Source organism: Hamadaea tsunoensis DSM 44101 (assembly GCF_000428945.1).
In the GTDB taxonomy this organism is placed as follows: domain Bacteria; phylum Actinomycetota; class Actinomycetes; order Mycobacteriales; family Micromonosporaceae; genus Hamadaea; species Hamadaea tsunoensis.
This window is the reverse complement of record NZ_AUAX01000008.1, coordinates 252,773-275,040: the sequence shown is the minus strand read 5'-3', so window position 1 is coordinate 275,040 and position 22,268 is coordinate 252,773. Positions and strand designations below refer to the sequence as shown.

18 protein-coding genes are annotated in these 22,268 nt (G+C 69.6%); 8 read left to right on the top strand and 10 right to left on the bottom strand.

From position 1 onward, the window contains the following. The first annotated feature begins 76 nt into the window (after positions 1–76). The gene (locus G401_RS52840; RefSeq protein WP_027343517.1) at positions 77–1,972 is read left to right on the top strand and encodes a M23 family metallopeptidase; all 1,896 of its coding nucleotides are present in this window, start codon (positions 77–79) and stop codon (positions 1,970–1,972) included. A gap of 123 nt (positions 1,973–2,095) precedes the next feature. On the opposite strand, the gene G401_RS0117405 is transcribed toward G401_RS52840, so the two are convergent. Next, positions 2,096–5,302 (bottom strand): penicillin acylase family protein, encoded by a 3,207-nt coding sequence (locus tag G401_RS0117405; protein WP_084557289.1) that lies wholly within the window; start codon positions 5,300–5,302, stop codon positions 2,096–2,098. 98 nt (positions 5,303–5,400) lie between these two features. On the opposite strand from G401_RS0117405, the gene G401_RS56755 reads away from it, so the two are divergent. Next, complete coding sequence (locus G401_RS56755) at positions 5,401–5,577, top strand: hypothetical protein (RefSeq protein ID WP_169734202.1); 177 nt, start codon at positions 5,401–5,403, stop codon at positions 5,575–5,577. 89 nt (positions 5,578–5,666) lie between these two features. On the opposite strand, the gene G401_RS0117395 is transcribed toward G401_RS56755, so the two are convergent. Beyond that, on the bottom strand, positions 5,667–6,275 hold the full coding sequence (locus tag G401_RS0117395; RefSeq protein WP_027343515.1) for a hemerythrin domain-containing protein: 609 nt from the start codon (positions 6,273–6,275) through the stop codon (positions 5,667–5,669). 88 nt (positions 6,276–6,363) lie between these two features. Here G401_RS0117395 and G401_RS58340 point away from each other — a divergent pair, with 88 nt between their 5' ends. From G401_RS58340 to G401_RS0117380, 3 genes are all read left to right on the top strand, one after another. Continuing rightward, positions 6,364–6,489, top strand: coding sequence for a hypothetical protein (locus tag G401_RS58340; protein ID WP_281174190.1), 126 nt, complete (start codon positions 6,364–6,366; stop codon positions 6,487–6,489). Positions 6,490–7,245: 756 nt separating this feature from the next. Then, positions 7,246–7,980, top strand: coding sequence for a lysozyme (locus G401_RS0117385; protein WP_051366760.1), 735 nt, complete (start codon positions 7,246–7,248; stop codon positions 7,978–7,980). Positions 7,981–8,178: 198 nt separating this feature from the next. Continuing rightward, positions 8,179–8,781, top strand: a complete 603-nt coding sequence (locus tag G401_RS0117380; protein WP_034592048.1) for a suppressor of fused domain protein — start codon at positions 8,179–8,181, stop codon at positions 8,779–8,781. A 35-nt stretch (positions 8,782–8,816) separates the two neighbouring features. Here G401_RS0117380 and G401_RS0117375 read toward each other — a convergent pair whose 3' ends face one another. Together G401_RS0117375 and G401_RS0117370 are read right to left on the bottom strand one after the other, a co-directional pair. Further along, positions 8,817–9,656 (bottom strand): ABC transporter permease, encoded by an 840-nt coding sequence (locus tag G401_RS0117375; protein ID WP_027343512.1) that lies wholly within the window; start codon positions 9,654–9,656, stop codon positions 8,817–8,819. After that, on the bottom strand, positions 9,653–10,570 hold the full coding sequence (locus tag G401_RS0117370; RefSeq protein ID WP_027343511.1) for an ABC transporter ATP-binding protein: 918 nt from the start codon (positions 10,568–10,570) through the stop codon (positions 9,653–9,655). Before G401_RS0117370 ends, G401_RS0117375 begins: the two co-directional genes overlap by 4 nt. A 179-nt stretch (positions 10,571–10,749) precedes the next feature. Here G401_RS0117370 and G401_RS46360 point away from each other — a divergent pair, with 179 nt between their 5' ends. Beyond that, on the top strand, positions 10,750–11,961 hold the full coding sequence (locus G401_RS46360; protein ID WP_051366759.1) for an FAD-dependent oxidoreductase: 1,212 nt from the start codon (positions 10,750–10,752) through the stop codon (positions 11,959–11,961). 3 nt (positions 11,962–11,964) lie between these two features. Here G401_RS46360 and G401_RS0117360 read toward each other — a convergent pair whose 3' ends face one another. From G401_RS0117360 to G401_RS0117345, 4 genes are all read right to left on the bottom strand, one after another. Next, entirely contained in the window at positions 11,965–12,984 is a 1,020-nt protein-coding gene (locus G401_RS0117360) for a hypothetical protein (RefSeq protein WP_027343510.1), read from the bottom strand. Positions 12,985–13,141: 157 nt separating this feature from the next. Then, positions 13,142–13,963 carry a hypothetical protein gene (locus G401_RS46355; protein WP_051366758.1) on the bottom strand — a complete coding sequence of 274 codons (822 nt, stop codon included), beginning with the start codon at positions 13,961–13,963 and terminating at the stop codon, positions 13,142–13,144. Between the two features lie 225 nt (positions 13,964–14,188). Further along, a complete protein-coding gene (locus G401_RS0117350; protein WP_157545816.1) occupies positions 14,189–16,738 on the bottom strand; it encodes a rhomboid family intramembrane serine protease in 2,550 nt (849 codons plus the stop codon). 16 nt (positions 16,739–16,754) lie between these two features. Continuing rightward, positions 16,755–18,092, bottom strand: coding sequence for an alpha/beta hydrolase (locus G401_RS0117345; RefSeq protein ID WP_027343508.1), 1,338 nt, complete (start codon positions 18,090–18,092; stop codon positions 16,755–16,757). Between the two features lie 57 nt (positions 18,093–18,149). Here G401_RS0117345 and G401_RS46350 point away from each other — a divergent pair, with 57 nt between their 5' ends. Then, complete coding sequence (locus G401_RS46350; RefSeq protein WP_034591933.1) at positions 18,150–18,926, top strand: hypothetical protein; 777 nt, start codon at positions 18,150–18,152, stop codon at positions 18,924–18,926. Positions 18,927–19,435: 509 nt separating this feature from the next. Here G401_RS46350 and G401_RS0117335 read toward each other — a convergent pair. Together G401_RS0117335 and G401_RS0117330 are read right to left on the bottom strand one after the other, a co-directional pair. Next, positions 19,436–20,218, bottom strand: coding sequence for a DUF1684 domain-containing protein (locus tag G401_RS0117335; RefSeq protein ID WP_027343507.1), 783 nt, complete (start codon positions 20,216–20,218; stop codon positions 19,436–19,438). A gap of 10 nt (positions 20,219–20,228) precedes the next feature. Continuing rightward, positions 20,229–21,749 (bottom strand): long-chain-fatty-acid--CoA ligase, encoded by a 1,521-nt coding sequence (locus G401_RS0117330; RefSeq protein WP_027343506.1) that lies wholly within the window; start codon positions 21,747–21,749, stop codon positions 20,229–20,231. Positions 21,750–21,949: 200 nt separating this feature from the next. Between G401_RS0117330 and G401_RS46345 the strand changes: the two genes are divergently transcribed. Further along, positions 21,950–22,246: a DUF433 domain-containing protein gene (locus G401_RS46345; protein ID WP_034591931.1), complete on the top strand. Its 297-nt coding sequence runs from the start codon at positions 21,950–21,952 to the stop codon at positions 22,244–22,246. Positions 22,247–22,268 lie beyond the last annotated feature (22 nt).

Sequence of the window (22,268 nt, the reverse complement as noted above, 5' to 3'; positions counted from 1 at the left end):
TCCCTCGTGGACACCGGCCCTACGCCGTGTCGGAGAAGTGACATAGTTGCTTCGTCGAAGGCGTGATGATCCTTCCATGGATCGCCGTACGCTCCTCGGCGCCGCCCTCGCGGCCCCCCTCGCCACCCTGCTCGTTCCCGGCCGGGCGCTCGCCGACCCGCCGGCCCCGCCCAGCCCGCAGTTCGCGCCGCCGCTGGAGATCTGGGCGCAGCCCGCCGTGGGGACGGGGCTGGCGTACCTGCCGTTGACGCCGGTCGCCTACGGGCAGGCCGAGGGCTCGAAGGTCGTCGCCCATCTCTTCCTGCGCAACACCGGTGCGGAGCCCGTCCACGTCACCGGCGTCTCGGTCGTCTTCCCCGGCCTCGCCCAGCCGGTCTTCGCCATGGGCGGCGTCGAGATCACGCTGGCCGATCCGATCGCGCCCGGCGAGGTCCGGGAGTGGACCAACGTCGACTGGCTGGGCGCCGACCAGATGTTCCACTCGAACGAGATCTACCTCGCCACCTTGCCCTCCGCCACGGTACGCGTCGAGATCAGCGCCGACGGCTACACCGAGGCGGCTACGAAGACCTGGGAACTCGTCGCGTACCCGGTGGGGCGGCCGGTTCCGTTCGCCGCCAAGGATCTGCGCCAGGACGAGTACGCCTCGGCCGTCGGCCGCAACAGCAGCGGCGGCGCGGACGGCGGGCGGGTGTGGGCGTACCAGATCGGGCTGACCGGCTACGCGTCCGGCGAGTGGAGCGACCTGCTGCCCGGCACCGACGGCACGCAGAACGCCGACTTCCGCGCCTGGAACATGCCCGTCCGGGCGGTCGCCGACGGCGTCGTGATCCGGGTGGCGAACGACGTCTACGAGAATCCCCATCCGCACAAGGCGGTCTTCGACCCGGGGCAGGAGGAGGGCAACCTCGTCCACCTGCGGCACGCCGACGGGACCACGACGGCGTACCACCATCTGATGCACGGCAGCGTGACCGTCGTGAAGGGACAGTCGGTGACGGCCGGCGCGGTGCTCGGCCGGGTCGGCAACTCGGGCGGGAGTTCGCTGCCCCATCTGCGGGTCCAGACCGCGCTCGACAGCCCGGTCGAGGCCGAACGGTACGCCCGCCCCTGGCCGGTACGCGACGCGTGGCTCGTCGAGCGGCTCGACCTCGCCCCGTGGGACATCGTCACGAAGGTCGGGCCGACGGCCGACCGGGGAATACCGGACGTCCCGTCGCTGATCTGGCCGGACAAGCAGCCGCCCCACTACCTCTGGCCGCATCTCGGGCAGTACCTCGCCATCGACTGGCCGCCGAGGCCGTGGCTGTGGGGGATCGACGAGGCGCGCCCGCTCGGCTTCGGTCCCGTCGCCCTGACCGCGCGGGCGGACGGCGACGGTACGCTGACCACCGCGGTCCTCCGCCCGGTACGCGACGACCGCACGGTCCTGGCCGATCTCGAAGCCGGGGCGTTCACCGAGGCCCTCGCGCAGGCCGCCCGATCCGGCCGGTACCCGATCGCCATCAGTTCGCACGCGGTTGCGCGTACTATCCGATATGGAGCGATTCTGGCGGCGGGCGCCGTGACGGCAAGCGTGGTGGGCGTGCGACCGGAGGAGTTCGGGCGACGGGCCGCGACGCTGGCGGCGGACGGCTACCAGCCGCTGAGCGTGGCGGTCGCGGGCGGGCTCGTGGCCGCGTGCTTCGGGCGCTCGGCGGCGACGGCGACGGCGCTGCTGGATCTCGACGGCGACACGTTCGACCGTGCGGTCGACGGCTGTGCGGTCGGTCAGCTGAGCGTGGCGGTCGTGGACGGCAAGCCGCGCTACAGCGGGGTCGTGAGCCGCGGTGAGGCCAGGGTCCTGCGCGACCTGACGGAGACCGGCCTGCGCGCCGCCGACCTCGCGCTCCAGTCCGAGGGCGCGTTCCTGACCGCCGTCGCCGGCTACACGGTGGACGGTGCCGCCCGCTTCACCGCCACCTGGTCGTAGCCGCCCGTAAACCCCAAGATCCCGCTTGGATCAGGGATTTCACCGTAATCTTGGCCCAAGATTCGGGTGATTTCCCTGATCCAAACGGGATCTTCAGAGACCGCGGAACAGGAGCGCGGAGGGCTACTTCGTGTAGACCTCCAGCTCGTAGAGGGAGTAGCCGTAGGACGTGCCGCGCGTCACGCCCTGCATGCGGACGTACCGCGCGGTGACCGGGGCGAAGGTGTCCACGTCGAGCCCGCCGTCACCGACCGAGGTCGACCACACCGTGGTCCACGTGCTGTTGTCGTTCGACACGTCGATCCGGTACGCCTTCCCGTACGCCGACTCCCAGTGCAGCAGTACGCGCGAGAAGCTCTGCGCCGAGCCGAGGTCCACCTTGAGCCAGTTGCTGTCGGAGTAGGAGCTGCTCCAGCGGCTGGAGTCGCTCGCGTCGACGGCCTTGTTCGCGGTGTTGCTCGTCAGGAACTGCACGCTCGACGCCGTGGCGGTCTTGCCGTTGGCCAGGTTGGCGAGGTTGTCGCCGCGGTGCGCCGGGAACGACACGACCTGCTGGTAGGTCGGCCGGTTCTGCCAGCCGATGATGTCGTCGGTGATGCCGCCGAGCGGGGACTGGATGACGCTGTCGGCACACCACTGGTCACCGGCCGAGCAGTGGCTGTCGGCCGGATAGGTGGTCGCCGCCGGGGTCGCGTACGCGGTGCTGAGCGTGGACAGCAGCATCGACCGGCAGGAGGCGAGGCTGCCGCCGCCGCAGTAGGTCGAGGCGAGCGGGTTGCTCACCGGCTGGCCGAGCACCTTGCGCAGGTCCTTGCTGACGTAGCCCCACCAGCCGTGCTGGAACGACGAGCCCTTGTGGCCCTGCGTGTCGTTGAGCGACCCGCCGCTGCCGGCCGCGTCCTGCTGGCCGCCGGACGGGGACTCGTTGATCTGCATGGCCCCGACGAGCGAGTTGTACAGCGAGTCGCCGAGCGCGCTCTTGAACTCGCCGGACACCAGCAGCGGCCACCACGCGTCGAACGTGCGGATCGTGTCCGCGTACGCGTAGGTGTGGCTGCCCGAGGACGTCTCGATCCGGTGGCCGCCGGAACTGAGCCACGTCTGGAGTCCACCGACGACGGACGCCTGGGTCGGGTCGGTGACCGGCTGGCTGTTGATGACCGACAGCATCAGGGCGAGGGTCTCGGTCGCCCGCAGGTCGGTGTTGGCCGCGTTCTCCATGACCTTCACGACGTCGGCGCGGGAGACCTTGTGGCCGCCGGCCGTCGCCGCCCGCACACCCGAGTCGAGCATGTCGACGCGCTGCACCGGGCCGAAGCTGAAGTTGCCGTCGGCCGCGCTGAAGTCGGCCGCCTGCTTGTTGTTCCAGCTGACGAAGAAGTCCTGGTTCACCGCCTGCGGGTGGGCGCTCGCCGCGGTGTACGTCGCCGTGTTGTTGGCCGGGTTCCAGCCCGTCCACTCGTGCGCCGCGTCACCGCGCTGCGGGAGGTTCGGGTCGGCGCCCGCGGGGCGTACCGGGTTGGCGCCCGAGTTGAAGTACGCCGCCTGCGTGTTGTTGACGTAGAACCAGTTGAACGCGTACCCGACGTTGCTCGCCGAGTTCATGAACGCCGCGGCGTCGCCCATCTGGGCCGGGTCGTTGAACATCTGGAACCCGATGGCGGAGTCCGCCTCGTGCCGGTAGGTCGAGCGCAGCGACGTGAACGCCGTCGGTACGCCGCCCACGAGCCCCCGGTGGGTGACCAGCCCGTAGTTGGTGCGATAGGTGATCAGCGAGTACGAGCCGGCCGGGGTCGAGTCGGCCGTGGTCGGCGTCCAGCTGTTGTTCACCTGCAACTTGTCCATCGCCGTGCACGTGCCGTGATACAGGTACGCGAGCGAGTTGACCGTGGCGGCGCTCCCGTTGGTCTCGCAGAGCTGGACGGCGTACGTGTCGGTGATGTCCTGGCCGGCCGACGTGGCGCTCCACGCGTAGTCCTGGCCGCGGCCGAGCTGCACGTAGAGGTTGACGCCGGCGAAGGCGGCACCGCGCGAGCTGATCCCCGGGCCCTGCAGCTCCTCCAGCATCAGCAGCTGCGGCGAGAAGTAGCCGGTCTGCGGGCCGAAGACGGCGATCGGGTTGCCGGACTGCGTCAGCGCGCCGGACACGACGACCGCGTTGGACATGCCCTTCTGCTTGGTGGCCGGGGCGATGGCCGCCGCGCTCGTCCCCGCCGAGCCGGTCGCGTTGTACACCACCGGTACGCCGTTGGTCGTGCCCCGGTCGGGCAGCACCACGCCGGTCGGGCTGGCGGGTGACTGGCCGTACGGGAAGCTCTGTCCGTTGTGGAGGGTCAACACGGTCTCCGGGTCGTTCTGCTCCCGGAACGCCTGCCACACCTGGTCGCCGACGGCCACGCCGTACTTCGCCTCGGCCTCGACGCGTACCAGGGCGGAGGCCATCTCGCCGCCGCCACCGCCGCCGAACAGGCCGCCGACGACACCCGAGATCGCGACGAGGTCGGTCGGCGAGAAGTGCACCGGCCCGCCCGCGCCCGTGATCGCGTCGAGGTGCCCGGTCAGCACGTACTCGCCGGGGCAGTCGATCGGCGACTGCGACATGCAGTGGTCGATGTACGCGTTGATGCCCGCGATGTAGGCCACGATGTCGTCGTAGAGCTGGGCGCCGCGCGTACCCTGGCCGTGCAGGTAGTCGACCTGGGCCTGGAGGTCCGCCTCGGTGTAGGGGGAGTTGCGCCAGACGCTCTGCTCCAGCGACTGGTTGCCGGGCGACCCGCCCGCGAAGCCGGTCAGGCTGCCCCGGCCGACGTGCCGCATCAGGTCCATGAGGAACAGGCGGTCCTGGGCGCCGGCGTACCCGGCCCCGAACATGGTGCCCGAGCGGGTGGTGCCGTAGACGTGCGGGGAGCCGGTCGCCTTGTCCCGCACGATGCTCACGTCCGACCGCGGCGAAGTCGTGCTCTCCACCTGCGACGCCGGTACGCCGAACGCCGAGTCGTTGTAGAACTGCCCGATCTGCTCGTCGTTCAGTCCGGTGTACGCGTTGAGCAGATTCGCGTACTTGCCGAGCTGGTCGGCCGAGTGCGCGGGCCGGGTGCCGAGCGTCTGATGGGCGAGGATGCCGGCGAGGGTGGCGTTGCCGTTCTCGCCGGGCGGCAGGATGTCGTTGCACTGGTCGAGGCAGTAGTCGGTGCCCGTCAGGTACGCGCTCGCGGCCGCCGCCGGGGCGGCGTCGAGGAACGTCACCGACGCGGCGGCGAGGACGAGGGCGACCCCGGCGCGCAACCACCGCCCACGGGACGGCGCCGGGGTTTGCGACGAGTTGGACATGGGCAGTGTCCCTTCACGACGAAGCGTGGGCGCGAACATATTTCGCGTTTACCGGACAGTAACGTCCGGGACGCTCGATGTGAAGGGGAGGAATATAGATGTTCGCCAAAATCGCCGCGGTTCTGTTTCTGATCGCACTGCTCATCGAGTTGCTCCCGGTGGACAGCAACAAATACATCAACGCCACGACCATGACGACGGCCGGCCTGCTGTTCGTCGCGCTGCAGCTGTCCGGCTGGGGCGTCGGTGGCAACTGGCGGGGCCGGCGGCGCTGATCTTCGCGCAGTGCCCTGCCGCACATGAAGGAAGCCCCGGGCGGATCGCCCGGGGCTTCCTTGTGGGAACCGATCAGAGTGGGAACCGATCAGAGATCCTGCGGCCGGGTCTTCCGGCCCGACAGCACATCGCGGATCTTGTCCACCGCACCCATGGCCGGATCGACGATCTTGTTCAGCGGCGGGGTCATCGGCGTCTTCGGGTGCGGCCGCGTCGGCGCCGCCTCGGCGAAGATGTCCACCCGGTTGCCCAGCCGCACCTGCTCCTCGCGCGTCATCCGGCGCCGCACCTCCGGATGGATGTCCTCGTGCGCGGCCGAGATGTGCCGGCGGACCTGCAACTGCGTACGGGCCAGCAGCGCGTCGAACTCCTCGCTCGTCGCGTCCGCCTTGTGCAGGGCGGCCAGCGTGTGCAGCAGCTCCACGTCGGCGGCCAGCTCCGCGTCGATCGTCGACTCCAGATCCGGCGCCGCCTTGCGGGTCGCCGGCAGCAGATCCTGCTCCTCGGCCGAAAGGTGCCGCGTCAGCGACGAGATGAACGCGTCCGCCACGTCCCGCCGCCCCTGCTTCGCCGCGTCCATCGCGACGACGTCGGACAGCAGCCGATCGATGCGCTCATGCTCGTCGGCCAGGATGTCGGCCACCCCGCGGCCGCCCCACTCGCCGGTGTCCCAATCCTTCGCATCGGTCACGCTCACGACTCCTCCTCCGCTCGCCCCGTCGGTTATCGTCCAACTGCCCGCGGCGCTCTCGGGCGAAACCTGGTGCCACGAAAGGGGAGACGTGATGGTGATCGCTCAGACGCTTTCGAAGGCGTCCAGCGAGTCCGGTTTTCTCAGGGTCGTGGGGCTCGCGATCGGCATCGCGGTGGTGATCGTCGCGATCCGGTTCATCCTCGGCAAGAAGAACTAGCCGAAATTCATTCAAGGGCTTTTCATACCTTGACCCCCTTCACCCTCTTGAACCTCCTTCACCCACTTGCCTTTGTCGCGACTGTCCGACTTGTACGCAGGAGTGCCCGACGATCTTGCGCGAATGTCTCGAATTTCGTCCGGACTACCCGAAATGCCCGAGCATTCGCGCAAGATCGCCGCCCGCCTCGAAGATCAGGGGCACACGGGCGCGTTGGGCATTGTCCCGACTGTTCGATATGGGCGCTCGGTGGTGGCCGGTGGGGTGATCGTTTACGGCTGAGGTGTGAATACGGCCGCCGGTTGCATGATCGACTACGGTTGCGGAGCACGCTGACCGCCGCTGGCTACACCTGACCCGTAAACGATCATGCAGATCGGGCCGGATTTACACCTCGGCCGCAAACGATCAAGAAATCGGTGGCCGTGGTTCATCTGGTGGAAAATCGTTCCCGCATCACAGGAGGCGGCCGATCCCGGCCGCAATGGATCAAGCGGGCGGACCCGAAAACTACATCCCACCGCGAACGATCACCGACGAGCCGGGCCGCCCAAACCCCGTATCGGACAGTCGAGACACATTCGAAGCGGGCCAAGTCGAACAGCGCCACTGCTCCGCAAGGCTGGATCTTGGAGATCGGCGCAAACGGTAAATCGGCACATGAAAATGTCGAGAAATGCCGATCTCCTCTTGAAAATCTGTACCGGCGTCTGCTCCAATCTCGAAAGAGTTTCACAGCCTCTTGGAGGAGGACAGATGCCCACACCCCGGAAACTCCTGTCCCGCGTCACCCCCGTCGCCCTGGCGGTCATCGCCGCCGTCACGTTCACCGGCACCGCCTCTACGGCCGCGCCCGCCGGCGTACAGGGCATGGACGTGTCCAGCTACCAGGGCAACGTCAACTGGACGGCGGCCTGGAACAACGGAGCCCGGTTCGCGTACATCAAGGCGACCGAGGGCACCTACTACACCAACGCCTACTTCACCCAGCAGTACAACGGCTCCTACAACGTCGGGATGATCCGCGGCTCGTACCACTTCGCGCGGCCCGACACCACCTCCGGCGCTACGCAGGCCGACTACTTCGTGAACCACGGCGGCGGCTGGTCCAAGGACGGCAAGACGCTGCCCGGCGCGCTGGACATCGAGTACAACCCGTACGGCGCAACGTGTTACGGCCTCTCGCAGGCGTCGATGCGCAGCTGGATCACCTCGTTCGTGAACGAGTACCACGCCCGGACGACGAGGTACCCGGTCATCTACACCACGACGAACTGGTGGAACTCCTGCATCGGCGCGTACAACGCCTGGTCGGCGAACGTTCCGCTGTGGATCGCCCGCTACTCCAGCTCGGTGGGCACGCTCCCGACCGGGTACTCGGTGTACTCGTTCTGGCAGTGGGCCGACTCCGGCACGTTCCCGGGCGACCAGGACGTCTGGAACGGCACCCTGGACCGCCTCAAGGTCATGGCCTGCAACGGTACTTGTTAGTGACCGTGCGCCGGGCCCAGACGGCGACCGGCGGCGTTTGATCTTCTCCCGCATACGTCCGTATGGCGGGGGAAGGTCAAGCCTTGCCGGACGCCGCCTGGATCCCGGCGCACTGGCTGACCGCGGTGCCAGGCCAAGGATCGAGAACATCGATACCGAGTAGGGACGGCCTGGGATCGATGGGCGTACCGTGTGGTCATGATCGGCGAGAACGGATCGACCGCCGGCTGGGACGCCATCGACGCCGCCCTCGACGCCCTCTACGGCGACGCCGTACCCCTGCACGTCGCTCCGGAGCTGCCGAGCTATCTCGGCGGCACCGAGACGCTCGACGGCATCAGCATCTTCGTCCGCGACGAGCCCGTGCCGCACTGGCACCTCGTCAGCTACGGGATGTCCGATCTCTACGGTGCCGGGACCGGCCGCAACTTCGAGTTCACCCTCCGGGCGGTACGCCGGCCCGACGCGGTCGAGCCGCCGGCCTGGGCGGTGCTGCTGGTGCAACAGCTGTCGGCGTACGTGGTGGGGACGGGGCAGCGGTTCGAGCCGGGGCAGACGCTGCGGCCGGGCGTGCTGACCCTCGGGCCGGGGCCGACCGAGCTGTCCACCCTGGCCTTCGTCGAGGACGCCGAGCTGGCCACGGTCGAGGGTCCGGCCGGGCCGTTGACCTTCATCCAGATCGTCGCCCTGACCGCCGGCGAGTACGCGGCGGCCGACGGCGACGCGTCCGCGGTGCTGGACCGGCTGGCGAAGGAGATACCCCTGCACGTGATCGACCCCGCGCGCGGTTCCCTGTTGTAGCGGAACCGCCCGCGGGGCCGGAGGTCGAACAGGGATCAGGCGATGTCGCGCTTGCGCAGGATGAGCGTGCCGATGACGCCGGTGACCGCCGCCCACGCGATCAGCACGAGCGCGCCGACCCAGTAGTGCGGCTGGCCCGGGAGGTCCGTGCCGGAGGTCATCAGCCCCGACGCGATCGAGGGCATCGCCCACTGGATGTTGTCCACCCAGTTCCAGTGCAGCACGTTCTTCAGGACGGTCACGATGATCGAGACCGCGATCGTGCCGACGGTGTAGACCACCATCGCCGTGATCGTCGCGCCGATCTGGCTGCGAATCAGTACGCCGATCCCGATGCCGATCAACGCCCACAGCGCGTACGCGACCCCGTTGAGCAGCATCGCCCGGATGACGTCCGGGTCGCCGAACTTCGGCGTGATTCCTTCCCCGTTGAGGAAGATCGCGGTGGCTGGGATCGTGATCGCGGTCGTGATCACCCACAGCAGGACGCCGAAGAACCCGCCCGCGACGGCCTTCGCCACGATGACCCGGGTGCGGTGCGGCGTGGTGAGGAACGTCGTCGTCGCGGTCTGGTGGTAGTACTCGTTCGTGACCGTGATGATACCGAGCAGCATCACGAACATGAGGCCGAAGTACTGCCCGGACGTGACCATGTAGGAGGTCAGCGCGACCGGCGTGGCCAGCGCGGCGAGCTGTGCGCCCTCCTCCGAGTTCGGGTCGACGCCACCGCCGTCGGGCTGGTGGAGCACGCCGTAGTGCATGTTGAGCGCGTTGATCGTGAACGACAGTGCGAGCAGGACGAGGGCGCCGATGGCGAACAGCCACCACACGTTCGTCGTCCGGATCTTGCGGAACTCGCTGCGGATGAGGTTCATCGGATCGCCTCCTTGCCGGCCGTGAGGTCGAGGAAGACGCGCTCCAGGTCGGGCATCTCGGCGACCAGTTCGTGCAGGGCCACGCCGGCCGCGAGGGCCGCGTCGCCGACCTGTTCCGCGGTCACGCCGGACAGCAGCAGGACGCCGTCCTCCGGGCGTTCCGCGGTCGCCCCGGTCAGGGCGGCCAGCAGCGCGTCCGGCTTCGGCGTGCGTACGCGTACCTTGGCGACGGACGACGCGTTGCCGATGATCTCCTCGACCGAGCCCTGCGCCACCAGCCGGCCCGCGGCGATGATGACGACGTCGTCGGCCAGCAGTTCCATCTCCGAGAGCAGGTGGCTGGAGACCAGGATGGTCCGCCCCCGCTTCGCGAGTGCCTGCAGGAAATCGCGCATCCAGCGGATGCCTTCCGGGTCGAGGCCGTTGGCCGGCTCGTCCAGGATCAGCACCTGCGGGTCGCCGAGCATGGCGGCGGCGATGCCCAGCCGCTGCTTCATGCCGAGGGAGTAGCCCTTGAACTTCCGCTTCGCGGCCGGGGCCAGCCCGACCAGTTCGAGTACCTCGTCGGCGCGGGTGTCCGGCAGGCCGGCCGCCGCGCAGAGGACCCGCAAATGGTTGCGGCCGGTCCGGCCCTTGTGCGCGCTCGACGCCTCGAGCACCGCGCCGACCGACTGCAACGGGGCGGCGAGGTCGGCGTACCGGCTGCCGCCGATGGTGGCGGTGCCCGCCGTAGGAGTTACCAGGTTCAATACCATGCGCAAGGTGGTCGTCTTGCCGGCGCCGTTCGGCCCGAGGAAGCCGGTCACGCGACCTGGCTTCACCGTGAACGACAGCCCGTCGACGGCCCTGACCTGTTTGTAGTGCTTGGTCAGGCCGGAGACGACGATTTCACCGTCCGTGATCTCACTGCCCATCGGCACAGTGTGTACCAAGCCGTCAACCGCGACCATCCGGGGATACCCTCACCATGTGTGATCATCCCCGCCCCGCCGACGCGCTTCGACGCGCTCATCGCGGCCGGCCGTCCAGGCAGAACCGCTCATCCGCATTTCGTAAGGAACGAATCGCGGCCGGCGACCATAGGATGCGGGGAATGGAGCGGTTGAAGGTCTACGGCGCACCCTGGTGCCCGGACTGCCGGCAGGCGAAGAAGTTCCTCGGCGAGCATCGCGTCCCCTACGACTGGACGGACATCGACCAGGACGCCGAGGGCCTGCGCATCGTGCAGGAGCGGCAGAACGGCGGCCGGACGATCCCCATGGTCGTCTTCCCGGACGACAGCATCCTGCTGGAACCGTCCAATGACGAGCTGGCGACCAAGCTGGGCCTGACCCTGCAGGCCGAGCGCGAGGTGTACGACCTCGCGATCGTCGGCGGCGGCCCGGCGGGCCTGGCGGCGGCGATCTACGCGGCGCGCGAGGGCATCGACGCGGTGGTCATCGACAAGAGCTCGCTCGGCGGTCAGGCCGGCGTGACCGAGCGGATCGACAACTATCCCGGATTCCCGGACGGCGTCGGCGGGGCGGACCTGGCCGAGCGGTTCGTCACGCAGGCCCAGCGGTACGGCGTCGAGCTGCTGTCGGCGGTCTCGGTCGCCACGATCGAGCCGGACGACGGGCACGTCGCGATCACTCTCGGCACCGGTCAGCAGATCGAGGCCACCGCTGCCATCGTGGCGACCGGATCCACGTACCGGCGGATGGGGGTGCCGGGCGAGGACGACCTGATCGGCGCCGGGCTGCATTTCTGCGCCACCTGCGACGGGCCCTTCTACAAGGGCGCGCACGAGCTGCTCGTGGTCGGCGGCGGCAATTCCGGCCTGGAGGAAGGGCTGTTCCTGGCCCAGTTCGCCGACCGGATCCGGATCGTCCAGCGTGGACCCGCGCTGACCGCCTCGCAGCTGCTGCAGGACAAGGTACGCGCGCACCCCAAATTCGAGATCCACACGAACGTCGAGGTCGTCGAGGTGATCGGGGCCGGGGGCAAGCTCACCGAGGTGGTGGGCCGCGACCGGGCGACCGGCGAGGAGCTGCGGTGGCGGCCCGAAGCGGCGTTCATCTTCATCGGCCTCGACCCGAACACGGGCTTCCTCGACGGCAGCATCGACACCGACGAGTGGGGCTTCCTGCGTACCGGGGACGATTTCCAGACGACCGTGCCGGGCGTGTTCGCGGCCGGCGACGTCCGCGCCGGATCGACCAAGCAGCTCGGGTCGGCCGTCGGCGAGGGGATCGCGGCACTGCTGCAGGTACGCGCGTACCTGCAGCACCATCACGAGATGCGTACGCTGTCCATCAACACCTGAGCGTCAGGCCGCGCGGGCGGCCAGGGTGACGGTCGTCGAGTCGCCGGGGCCGAAGAGGCAGCCGCCTTTGCAGGTCCCGTGCGGCGTCAGCTTGATCGTCGCCGATCGCGTACCGGCCGGGACGCTGAAGTACACCGTGGCCCGGCCGGCGTCGGTCAGCGATCCGGTGAACCCCGGTGTGACGATGTCCGCCACGGCCGGGTACGCCTTACCGCCGGCCAGCACGGTGAGGCTGCGCCGGACGTCGACCTTCTCGTCGTCCTCGTAGCCGATGATCTGGTTGAAGCTGGCCTCGTAGACCAGCCAGCCCCGGCCGGCCGCCGCCCAGCCGTGCTCCTGGGTCCACGGGACGAGGGTCAGGCCGCCGGCGACGGTCAGGTCGCCCTTGCGCGGATCGAGGCGGACCTCGGATTTCAGCCACACGGACTTGGCTTCGAACGTGGGATAGAACCCCGCGATCGCGTCCGCCGCCCGCTTGCCCGTACGCAGATCCAGGGTCTGCGTACGCTGCTTGTCGGTGACGGCGTAGCGGACCGGCGCACCTGCGGGCACCGCCACGATGTAGGTCGCGTCACCATAGGGGACGGTCCCGGCGAGCGTACGCGTGTGGTCGCCGACGGTCAGCTTCACGGCGGCGGGTGTGGTGTCCGGTACGCCGAGCGTCTTCGGCTGTTCCTTCGCGAGGTGGGCGAGGAAGAGCTCCTGCCCGGCCGGAGCTTCGATCGGCCCGTCGAGCCGGAGCGACACGGCGTCCTCGGCTCCGATCCGGGGCACCGTCGCGGTCCAGTCGAACCGGGCGGCGAAGGTCGGTCCGATCAGCGTGGCCTGCTGCGGGTCGATGCTCTTCTGGGCGTGGGAGACGTCGCTGGTGGCCTCCGGGCGGCCCGACGTCACCTGGAGGAAGTCGCCCGCGACCACCGTCGCGGGCGATGCCGACGGCGACGCGGTGAGATGTGGTTCACCCGGGTCCGAGGTGCAGGCCGTCAGCAGAAGCGCCGCCGCCAGCCAGGTGATCCGCCGCATCCCCGTAACGCTCCTTCGCCGTCGGCGGGCGTCGCATGTGGACGCCTGGTCGCCGGGAAGGATAGTAGCCGCAAACGCCTCGCGCGGTGGGTCCCACCGAAGGGAGCCACCGCACGAGGCGTTCGAGCTATAGGGGTTGTCGCTGAAGGGGTTTACGTCACTTCTGAGCGGCGTTGATCGCCTTGACGACCGCCGTCGCGTTGCCCGTGTGCTGGGCGTACGCGTCCGGGAAGGCCGAGCCCTGCACGGTCTGCGCGGCCACGGTGATCGGCATGTTCTGCCAGCCACCGACGCCCTGCAGCGCGCGGTAGAACTTCTTCGCCGACTCGCTGGGGTTCATGATGCTCTTCACAGTGCCCCAGCCGGTGGTGTACCGCTGCTGGAACAGTCCGACGGAGTCGTAGTCCGCGCCCGTGCCCTCGTGGGCGTACTTCAGGGACTCGGGGACGACGTAGCTCGCCAGGTTGTACAGCTTGCTCTCCTGCATCGCGGTGGCGACGGCGACGATCTGGCCGCGCTCGGGGATGCCGAGCTCCTGGCCCGCCTTGACGATGGCGATGGCGTTCTTCATCTGGGTCTGGTCGAGACCCGCGACAGGGGCGATCGTCGTGGGAGTGGCCTTGGCGGTCTTCGCCGGGGTGGCGGCCTTGGCGGTGGCGGGGGTCTTGACCGTGGCGGCCCGCTGCGAGCGGTCCGCTGCGGAGACCTGCGCACGGGCGGCCTCGGCGACGGTGGTCGCCTTCGTCGAGTTGGTGGCCTCCGCGTTCGCGGGAGTGCTGTGGGACAGGGCGCCCACAGCGGCGAGGCTCACGAGGCCGAGGATGACCGCGTGCTGCGGCTTGGCCCGCTGGCGCAGGGCGACCGCGTTCTCCAGGTTGAGGTGCTCGCGCAGGTTGGTGGTCAGGGTGGACCGAAGGCTGGCGAACTTCTGCGTAAGAATTCGCGTGCGTCCGGCCTGGACGTCGTTGTCTTGGCGCATTGGTCGAGCTTAGACGGGCGATAAACCCGCTGCCCACCTGCATTTAATGGCATGCGTCACTGGTATGGCTGTCTATTTCTTCGTACTCGTGGCCGATCAGGTTGCGCCAAGACGACGACGGTACGAAATAGGCAATTCATACATTTAGGGTGCCGCGGAAGTGATACCCCCAAACCAGCACATCACTCGTTACCACAGAGCGTAACACGGTCATTACGCAGAGCGCTACCCAACGAGTCGGCGTACCAGTCGGAGGCCCTGACCCGCTGTCATGTGCGGCAGGTACGCCCGCCCGATCGCATTGCCGATCGCCGGCAGCGCGGCCGGATCCGGGTACGCCATGTACAGCGGTTCGTACGCCGGCTGGAACTTCGCCTTGAACGCGAACAGCGAGCGGAACCCGTAGACGGGCTCGAGCGCCTTGCCCGCTCCGTCGAGCAGCTTCTGCAGCGGGCCGAAGTCCTCGCCCCTGTCGAGGCGGGCGAGCGGAGCGCCGGAGAGGCTCAGGAACTTCGCTCCTTCCTCCTGCGCGCCGAGCCCGGCGGAGGCGATGAGGAACTCGACGACGCCGCGGAACCCGTTCGCCCGGCGGCGCATGAAGTCGAGAGTCCAGCCCGTGACCATCCCGTCAGCATAGACCGGTAACCAGCTGGTTACTCCGTGTACGGTCCGCTGCTCGTCGAGGGCTATGAGGCAGCGCACATCCGGATCGTTCAGCTCGTCCAGTCCGCCGAGCGTGAAGCCCATCTCCGGCATCCCCTTGTCGGCGACCCACTCCTCGGAGATCGCGCGTACCTGGTCGGTGATGGCGAGCGGCGCCTTGGGGTAGGTCCACCACTCGGCGGTGATGCCCTCCTTCTTCGCCTTGTTCAGGGCGGTACGCACGTCCTGCCACTTCTTACCGGTGAAGGCGAGGTCGCCGAGCGGGATCACGGTGTCCTCGGCGACCTGCACGGACTTCCAGCCCAGCGCCTCGGCGGCGGCGCGTATGGGCTGGGTCACACTGTAGAAACAAGGTGTCCAGCCGTTGTCCCCGCAGAAGGCGGCGAACCGGCCGACGGCCGCCGCCCGGGCGTCGGGTTCGCCGAAAGGATCGCCTGTGGTGACCGCCACGCCGCCGACCACCCGGTACGCGACCGCCGCCCGCCCGTCGGCCGCGAACCAGTAGGTGTTGCCGGGCCAGGTCGTCATGTACGACAGCGTCGAGCCGCCGCCGGAGGCGAGCAGCGCCCGGGCCTTCGTCTGGGCGGCGGAGTCCTGAGCCGTCCCGGCGCGCGTGAAGGCCCAGAGGAGCCCGAGGAGGACGGTCAGCCAGAAGATCAGCCCGCCGTACATGTAGATCGCCTTCGGCAGCCCGCCGGTGGGCACGACCGGTACGCGTACCAGGTCGGAGTAGAACGGTGGGAGGAGCCGGGCCGGCAGCCCGCGGACGAGCTTGCTCAGGGTGGCGACGGGGTCGAACTGGTGGCGCAGGAACCAGCCTGCCACCAGGTGCAGCACGATCAGCGCGGCCAGTACGACGCCCGAGACCAGCGCGATCCGCCGGCCGCTCGATCGCGGGACGGGCCGGTCGAAGTGACGGCGGGTGAGCAGCAAGACGACGATGGTGCCGACGGGGAGCAGGAGCGGTTCGAGGTTGTTCCAGAGGAAGCCGGAGTCCTGCTCGTCGGGCGGTGTGACGAAGATCCCCCCGACGACGAGGACGAGGACCGCGGCGTTGAGCGCCGCCGCCACCCACCAGGCCAGCCGCTTGCCGCGCCGCAACCCCTCGGCCGCCACCAGCAGGAACAGTGCGGGCATGACCGCCATCAGCCGGGGCGGGTACGCCGCGAACAGCCGCTCGGTACGCAGCGACCGGCAGTAGCCGGCGAGCGACGGATCCGCGCACACCTCGTTGACGTGCTGCACCGATTCCGGCCGCGCCGCGAAGAAGTCCGAGTACGCCGACAGCGGCCCGACCGGGAACGGGACGAAGGTCGCCGCGAGCGCGCCGATCCCGGCCGCCGCCACGACGAGCGCGACGAGGACGCGTACCTCGGTGTGCGACGAGCGGTGCGGGACGGAGCGGTCGCGGACGCGCCGGAAGAGCAGGGCGCCGAGGCCGAGACCGACGAGCCCGCCGAGCAGCCGGATCAGGTCCTGCAACTCGCCGATGTAGAGCGCCAGGATGGCCAGCGTCAGGATCATGAACAGCCGCAGGCGCCGCCGCCACAGCGTCGGGTACAGCGCGCTCGCGGCCAGCGCCGCGCCGATCGGCCCGGTCGAGCCGCCGACCGCCAGGGTCGCCGCGATGCTGGTGAGCCACCAGTCCCCGAAGCTGCCGACCTTCGCCAGCCCCACCGCCAGCAGGACGCCCGCGATCTGGCAGGCGAGCAGGACGCCGAGCGTACGCAGCGAGCCGATCCGCCGCTCGGCCGGCGCGCAGACGAGGACGAGGATCAGGGTCGTGGCGATGTACGCGGCCAGCGACGCGCACCAGAGCCCGGAGGTGATCGGTGTCCACCAGCGACCGAGTTCGAGCGGGATGACGCCGGCCCCGTACCGGGCGAGCAGTGCCTCGTCCGGACCGCGCAGGCTGCCGGTGACCGCGCCGATCACCCACAGCGCGGCGAGCAGGCCCAGGGACACCGGCGAATGCCAGAGGACGTCGGCGAACCACGCCACCAGCGCCCGCCAGCGCGACACCGGCTCCGGTGCGGCGGGCGCCGCCGGTTCGATCTCCTCGACGGCCTGGTCGGTCACGCCGCCCTCCTCGGCTCGGTCGGTCGCTTCCACGGGGACTCAGTGGGACTCAGTTGCTCAGCTGGGCCCGGGCGGCGAACCACGGCAGGGCCTGGGCGATGGCCGGTCGCCAGACGCCCCACGAATGGCCGCCCGGCAACTCGTGGTACTCGGCGGCGAGGCCGGCCGACTGGCAGGCGGCGTACATGGCCTGTTGCTGTGGGCGGTAGGTGGAGTCGTGGTCGCCGACGGCGAAGTAGCCCGCGGTCGCCGGGAACCGGACCGACTTCAGGATGTCGGCCGGGTTCACCTTCGCGAACGCCGCCGCGTCCCCGCCGAACGCCTCGTTCACGGTCCGCTCGCGCGAGCCCAGCGTCGGTTCGTCCTGACCGGAGATGTCGATGAAGGACGCGAAGGTGGCCGGCGCGTACAGGGCGGTCTGCAGGGCGCACGTGCCGCCGAACGAGTAGCCGCCGACGCCCCACCCGCCCCGGTCCCCGGCCACCTGCAGGTTGTCCTTGATCCAGTTCGGTACGTCCTGGGTCAGGTAGGTCGCCGCGTGGCCTCGGCTCGTGTCGGCGCACAGAGTGTTGGCGAACGTCGACCCGGTCGCGTCGGGCGCGACCACCACCGGAGCGAGCCCCTTGTGCGAGCGCGCGTACGCGTCGAGCGTCTTCGTGATCTGTCCTGTGTCGAACCAGTCCGACGGACCGCCGGGCTGGCCCGGCAGCAGCATGAGCACCGGCAGCTGCGCCCGCGGCTGCACCAGGTACGCCGGCGGCAGATATACGTACGCCGGCCGCGCCGGGAATCCGGAGATCGTGCCGGGGATCGGCACCTCCGACACCGCGCCCTGGGCCGGCATCCCCGCCGGGGGCGACCAGACCTGGCTGAGCGTACCGCCGGGCGGCGGCGCGATCAGGGTGACCTGCTTGCCGTTCACGTCGCCGAAGGCGGTCAGCTCGGGCGCGTCCGTGCCGAACAGCGACCCGAGCGTCGGGTACTGCGCGTAGAACGAATTGATCTGGGCGCCGCAGGCCAGGATCACCAGCAGCGCGGCGACGATCGAGGCGATCCACGCGTACCAGCGCGACCCCGGAGCCGGGGAGGGCTTGTCCCGAGCCGCCAGACGTGCGGTCGGCCGCATGACCGCCAGCAGCAGCGCGAAGACGGCCACGCCGAGCCAGACCAGCACCTCGGTCGGCAGCGGATCCGGGAACAGCTGGAACACGTTGTTCACCAGGTACGCCGCCAGCAGCACCAGCCCGGCCGAGACGGCCGCCGCGACCGGGACCTGGACCAGCCACCACCGCCGGCTGCGCCGCGCGAGCAGGTAGACGAGCGCGAGCGCACCGATGATCACGACGACCCCGGGGACGACCCCGGTGACGAGTGACCAGTCGCGCATGTCCTGAGGCTACGGATTCCATGAACGCAAGATGCGTGGATTGCCCAGAATTGAGGGATGGGGGAATGGTTCCACCAGCACATCGTGGCGACCGGCCGACTGCCGCTGTTCTGCTTCTTCTGCGGGGTCATCGTCGGCTTCGGCTTCATCCGGCTGTCGGTCCGGCTGATCCGCGCGAACGTGAGCTGGTGGCCCGGCAACGTCACCCCCGGCGGCCTGCACATCCACCACGTCGTGTTCGGCGTGGTCTTCATGCTCGTCGGCGGCGTCGCCGCGATCGTCCTGCCGAACACCCAGACCGCCGCGCTCTCCGTCGTCGCGGCGATCTTCGGGATCGGCTCGGCCCTCGTCCTCGACGAGTTCGCCCTGATCCTGCACCTCGACGACGTCTACTGGTCGGAGAAGGGGCGTACCTCGGTGGACGCCATCTTCGTCGCGGTCGCCGTCTCCGGCCTGCTGCTGCTCGGCTTCCAGCCGATCGGCGTGTCCGATCTGGTGGAAGCCCACGACGAGGGCGGGGGACCGCTGCTCTACGCGACCGGCATCATCGGCGCGGTCCTCAACCTCGTCCTCGCCCTGATCACGCTGCTCAAACGCAAGATCTGGACCGGGCTCGTCGGCCTGTTCATCCCCGTCCTGCTCATCATCGGCGCGATCCGCCTCGCCCGGCCCGACTCACCGTGGGCGCGCTGGCGCTACCACGCGTACACCGCGAAGGGCCGCAAGAAGATGGCCAAAGCGCAGTGGCGGGAGCGGCGGCTCCGCCGCCCGCTCATCCAGGGAAAGATCAAACTCCAGGAGTTGCTGGCGGGCCGCCCCGATCGCGACTCCTGACTCCCCGTCGCCACCCGACGATCTTGCGCGAACGCCTCGAATTTCGTCCGGAGTACCCGAAATGCCCGGACATTCGCGCAAGATCGCCGAGAAGATCAGGGTCGTTGCGGACTGGGCTGGCGGCGGAGCGGCTCGGGCGTGATCCACAGCGGCCGAGATGTAAAAATCGCACCCTCGCCCAAGATCGAAAGCGGTTCGGATGGAGGAAGTCGGCCCGTAGCTACATACCAACTGCAGTTGATCGAGGGGATGGGCCGAAAACTACATCCACACCGCGAACGATCACCGATGAGCCGGCCCGCCGAACCTGTATCGGACAGTCGCGACAAAGTCCGACCACGCCAAGCCGAACAGTGCCCCCCCAACCCGCAACCCTGCCGACGATCTTGCGCGAATGTCCGGACACATCGGGCATTCCGGACGGAGATTGAGACATTCGCGCAAGATCGTCGGACGTCCGCAGGTGCAAATCGGACAGTCGCGACAAAGGCTAGGGACGGGGAGATCGGTCAGTGGGTGGATTGTTCGCCGGCGGTGACGGGGAAGGGGAGGCGATTCTCCGGGGGAGCGACCGGGCAGGTCGCGTACTCGGTGAAGGCGCAGGGCAGGTTGTAGGCGCGGTTGAAGTCCAGCGTCACCCGCCCGCCCGCGTCCGGCGCCGCGACGGTCAGGGTGCGGCCCGCGCCGTACGTCGTGTCGCCGCTGGTCGCGTCGCGGAACAGCACGTCCAGCGCGCCGTCGCCCCCGTCCAGGGCCACCAGCGAGTACGCGTTCCCGGCGTACTCGAAATGGATCACTCCGGTCTCGTTGTCGGGCTGGCTCAGGCCGTCCACGACGGACGGGACGAGCACCGGTTTCGGCTGCGCGTACGCCGAGAACCGTCCTTCGAGGACCCAGTCGCCGCTCGGAGCGTACGCCGGAATGCCGGTGAAGGAAGCGCGGGTGGCCGAGTGCGGATCGCGGACGCGCAGCCCCAGCCAGCCGCCGCGCTCGATGACCTCGATCCGCCGCTCGCCGAGCATGACCGGGTGTTCGGCCTCGCCGTCGGTGGTGGCGATGCGCAGCGAGCCGTCGAGGAGGGTGCCGCCGTAGGCGAGCGCGGCGTCCGCGGCGGCCTCGACCACGACGGCGCCGGCGTCGGTACGCCACACTCCCGGCAGCCCGTCGACGGTCAGCGGATCCGGCCCGAGCCAGTGCAGCCCGGTGAGGCTGAGCCAGCCGTAGGGTGCGCGCAGCCGCTGTTCGCGCCGGTCGTGCCAGGCGTGCCAGCGAACGGTGAAGTCATCGGTCATGCGGGGGAGGCTACGCCTCGGGCGCGGACACCTCGCGGCGGAGGATCTTGCCGGTGCTGGTCTTGGGCAGCGCCTCGACGATCCAGACCCGGCGGGGGTACTTGTAGGGCGCGATCCGCTCCTTGACGAAGGCGCTGAGCTCCTCGGGCGTCGCCGACGCGCCGGGCTTGAGGGCCACGGCCGCGCCGATCTCCTCGCCGAGGGTGGCGTGCGGCATGCCGACGACGGCGGCCTCGGCCACTGCCGGGTGCTCGTAGAGCACCTCCTCGACCTCGCGCGGGTAGACGTTGAGACCGCCCCGGATGATCAGGTCCTTCTTGCGGTCGACGATGAAGTAGTAGCCGTCGGCGTCCTGCCGGGCGAGGTCGCCGCTGCGGAACCAACCGTCCGGAATGGACTGCTCGGTGGCCTCCGGGTTGCGCCAGTAGCCCTTCATGATGTTGTGGCCGCGGATCGCGATCTCGCCGACCGGGCTCAGCCCGTCCGGGTCGCCGTCCGGGCCCGGTCCCGCCGGGATGTCGCTGCCGTCGAGGTCCACCAGCTTCATCTCGACGCCTTCGATCGGCGTACCGATGCTGCCGGGCTTGCGGGGCTTGTCCGGGTGGTTGAACGACGCCACCGGCGAGGTCTCCGACAGGCCGTAGCCTTCCAGGATCGCCGCCCCGAACGCCTGCTCGAAGCCGTGCAGGATCTCCACGGGCAGCGCCGATCCGCCCGAGGCCGACAGCCGCAGCGAGCTCAGGTCGGCCTGGGCCCGGTCGGGGTGGTGCAGCATCGCCGCGTACATGGTGGGGACGCCCTCGAAGATGGTGACCCGGTCGCGCCCGATCACCTGCAGCGCCTTGGCCGGGTCGAACCGGGGGATCAGGGTCAGCGCCGCCCCGGCGAGCACGGCGGTGTTCATGCCGCAGCTCTGGCCGAAGGAGTGGAACAGCGGCAGGCAGCCCATGATCACGTCGTCGGACGTGAGTTCGAAGAGCGTACGCGCCGCGACCTCGGCGTTGCGGCCGAGATTGGCGTGGGTCAGCTCGGCGCCCTTCGGCCGGCCGGTGGTCCCCGACGTGTAGAGGATGACGGCCGTGTCCTCGTCGTCCCGCTCGGTCACGTCGCCCGCCGGCTCGCCGCCCGCCTCGATCCCCGTCACGGGGTGGGCGATCAGCAGCGTCGTGCCGGCCGCGTCGGCGCCCGTCTTGGCCTCGGTCGCGGCGTCGGCGTACGTGATGAGGATCCGCGAGCCGGAGTCGCTCAGGTAGTACTCGATCTCGCGCGACTTCAGCAGCGGGTTCATCGGCACGACCACGCCGCCGGCCCACAGGATCCCGTAGTACAGGGCGGGGAAGGCGGGCAGGTTCGGCAGCATCAGCCCGACTCGGTCACCCGGCCGCACACCCAGCTCCCGCAGCGCGCCCGCGGTCGACCGGGCCTGGGCGGCCAGGTCGGCATAGGTCACCGCGAGGTCGTCGAGGCGTACGGCGACGTTGCCGGGCAGGCGCTCGGCGGTCGCGGCGAGGTTGCGGGCGAGGTTCGGCATGTCGGCTCCGGACGGCTCTGTCGGACTGTGCGCTTCGTGTGACGGGCGTCACGCCTGCGACGATAGCGCGTGCCCGGCGGCCATCCAAGATCCGTCCGGCCGGTTCGGCGGGCGATCCGAGGGTCCCTCCGAAGGCCCTTCCGGGGGAATGAACGGGTACACGGTGCGTGACTTCGGCGGCCGCGGGGTAGATTGCGCCCATGGCACACAGCCGGATCAGTGTCGATCCCCTGGTCATGGGGGGCGCGCCCTGCGTACGCGGGAGCGTGCCGGTGAGCTGCGTGGTCGCGATGGTGGCCGACGGGATGACGCCGCGGGAGATCCGCGCGCAGCTGCCCGACATCAGCAAGAGGGACGTCGTCGCGGCGCTCGTCTACCACTACGGCCAGTTGCGCGAGCGCGGGGGACCGCTGCGGGCCCGGGCCTCCCGGCCGCTGACCCGCCCCGGCACCGTCCTGGTCCGCGCCGGCGTCTCGGTTCCCAACCGCCGCTGGTAGGCGGGGCGATCCCGGGCGTACC

Bases quoted from the DNA above. Each gene is read 5' to 3' on its own strand.
- G401_RS0117360 (WP_027343510.1), bottom strand. From the start codon at position 12,984: ATGCGGCGGATCACCTGGCTGGCGGCGGCGCTTCTGCTGACGGCCTGC.
- G401_RS0117405 (WP_084557289.1), bottom strand. From the start codon at position 5,302: ATGTCCAACTCGTCGCAAACCCCGGCGCCGTCCCGTGGGCGGTGGTTG.
- G401_RS0117385 (WP_051366760.1), top strand. From the start codon at position 7,246: ATGCCCACACCCCGGAAACTCCTGTCCCGCGTCACCCCCGTCGCCCTG.
- G401_RS0117345 (WP_027343508.1), bottom strand. From the start codon at position 18,092: ATGCGCGACTGGTCACTCGTCACCGGGGTCGTCCCCGGGGTCGTCGTG.
- G401_RS0117370 (WP_027343511.1), bottom strand. From the start codon at position 10,570: ATGGGCAGTGAGATCACGGACGGTGAAATCGTCGTCTCCGGCCTGACC.
- G401_RS46350 (WP_034591933.1), top strand. From the start codon at position 18,150: ATGGGGGAATGGTTCCACCAGCACATCGTGGCGACCGGCCGACTGCCG.
- G401_RS58340 (WP_281174190.1), top strand. From the start codon at position 6,364: ATGGTGATCGCTCAGACGCTTTCGAAGGCGTCCAGCGAGTCCGGTTTT.
- G401_RS56755 (WP_169734202.1), top strand. From the start codon at position 5,401: ATGTTCGCCAAAATCGCCGCGGTTCTGTTTCTGATCGCACTGCTCATC.
- G401_RS0117375 (WP_027343512.1), bottom strand. From the start codon at position 9,656: ATGAACCTCATCCGCAGCGAGTTCCGCAAGATCCGGACGACGAACGTG.
- G401_RS0117380 (WP_034592048.1), top strand. From the start codon at position 8,179: ATGATCGGCGAGAACGGATCGACCGCCGGCTGGGACGCCATCGACGCC.
- G401_RS0117335 (WP_027343507.1), bottom strand. From the start codon at position 20,218: ATGACCGATGACTTCACCGTTCGCTGGCACGCCTGGCACGACCGGCGC.
- G401_RS46355 (WP_051366758.1), bottom strand. From the start codon at position 13,963: ATGCGCCAAGACAACGACGTCCAGGCCGGACGCACGCGAATTCTTACG.
- G401_RS46345 (WP_034591931.1), top strand. From the start codon at position 21,950: ATGGCACACAGCCGGATCAGTGTCGATCCCCTGGTCATGGGGGGCGCG.
- G401_RS52840 (WP_027343517.1), top strand. From the start codon at position 77: ATGGATCGCCGTACGCTCCTCGGCGCCGCCCTCGCGGCCCCCCTCGCC.
- G401_RS0117330 (WP_027343506.1), bottom strand. From the start codon at position 21,749: ATGCCGAACCTCGCCCGCAACCTCGCCGCGACCGCCGAGCGCCTGCCC.
- G401_RS46360 (WP_051366759.1), top strand. From the start codon at position 10,750: ATGGAGCGGTTGAAGGTCTACGGCGCACCCTGGTGCCCGGACTGCCGG.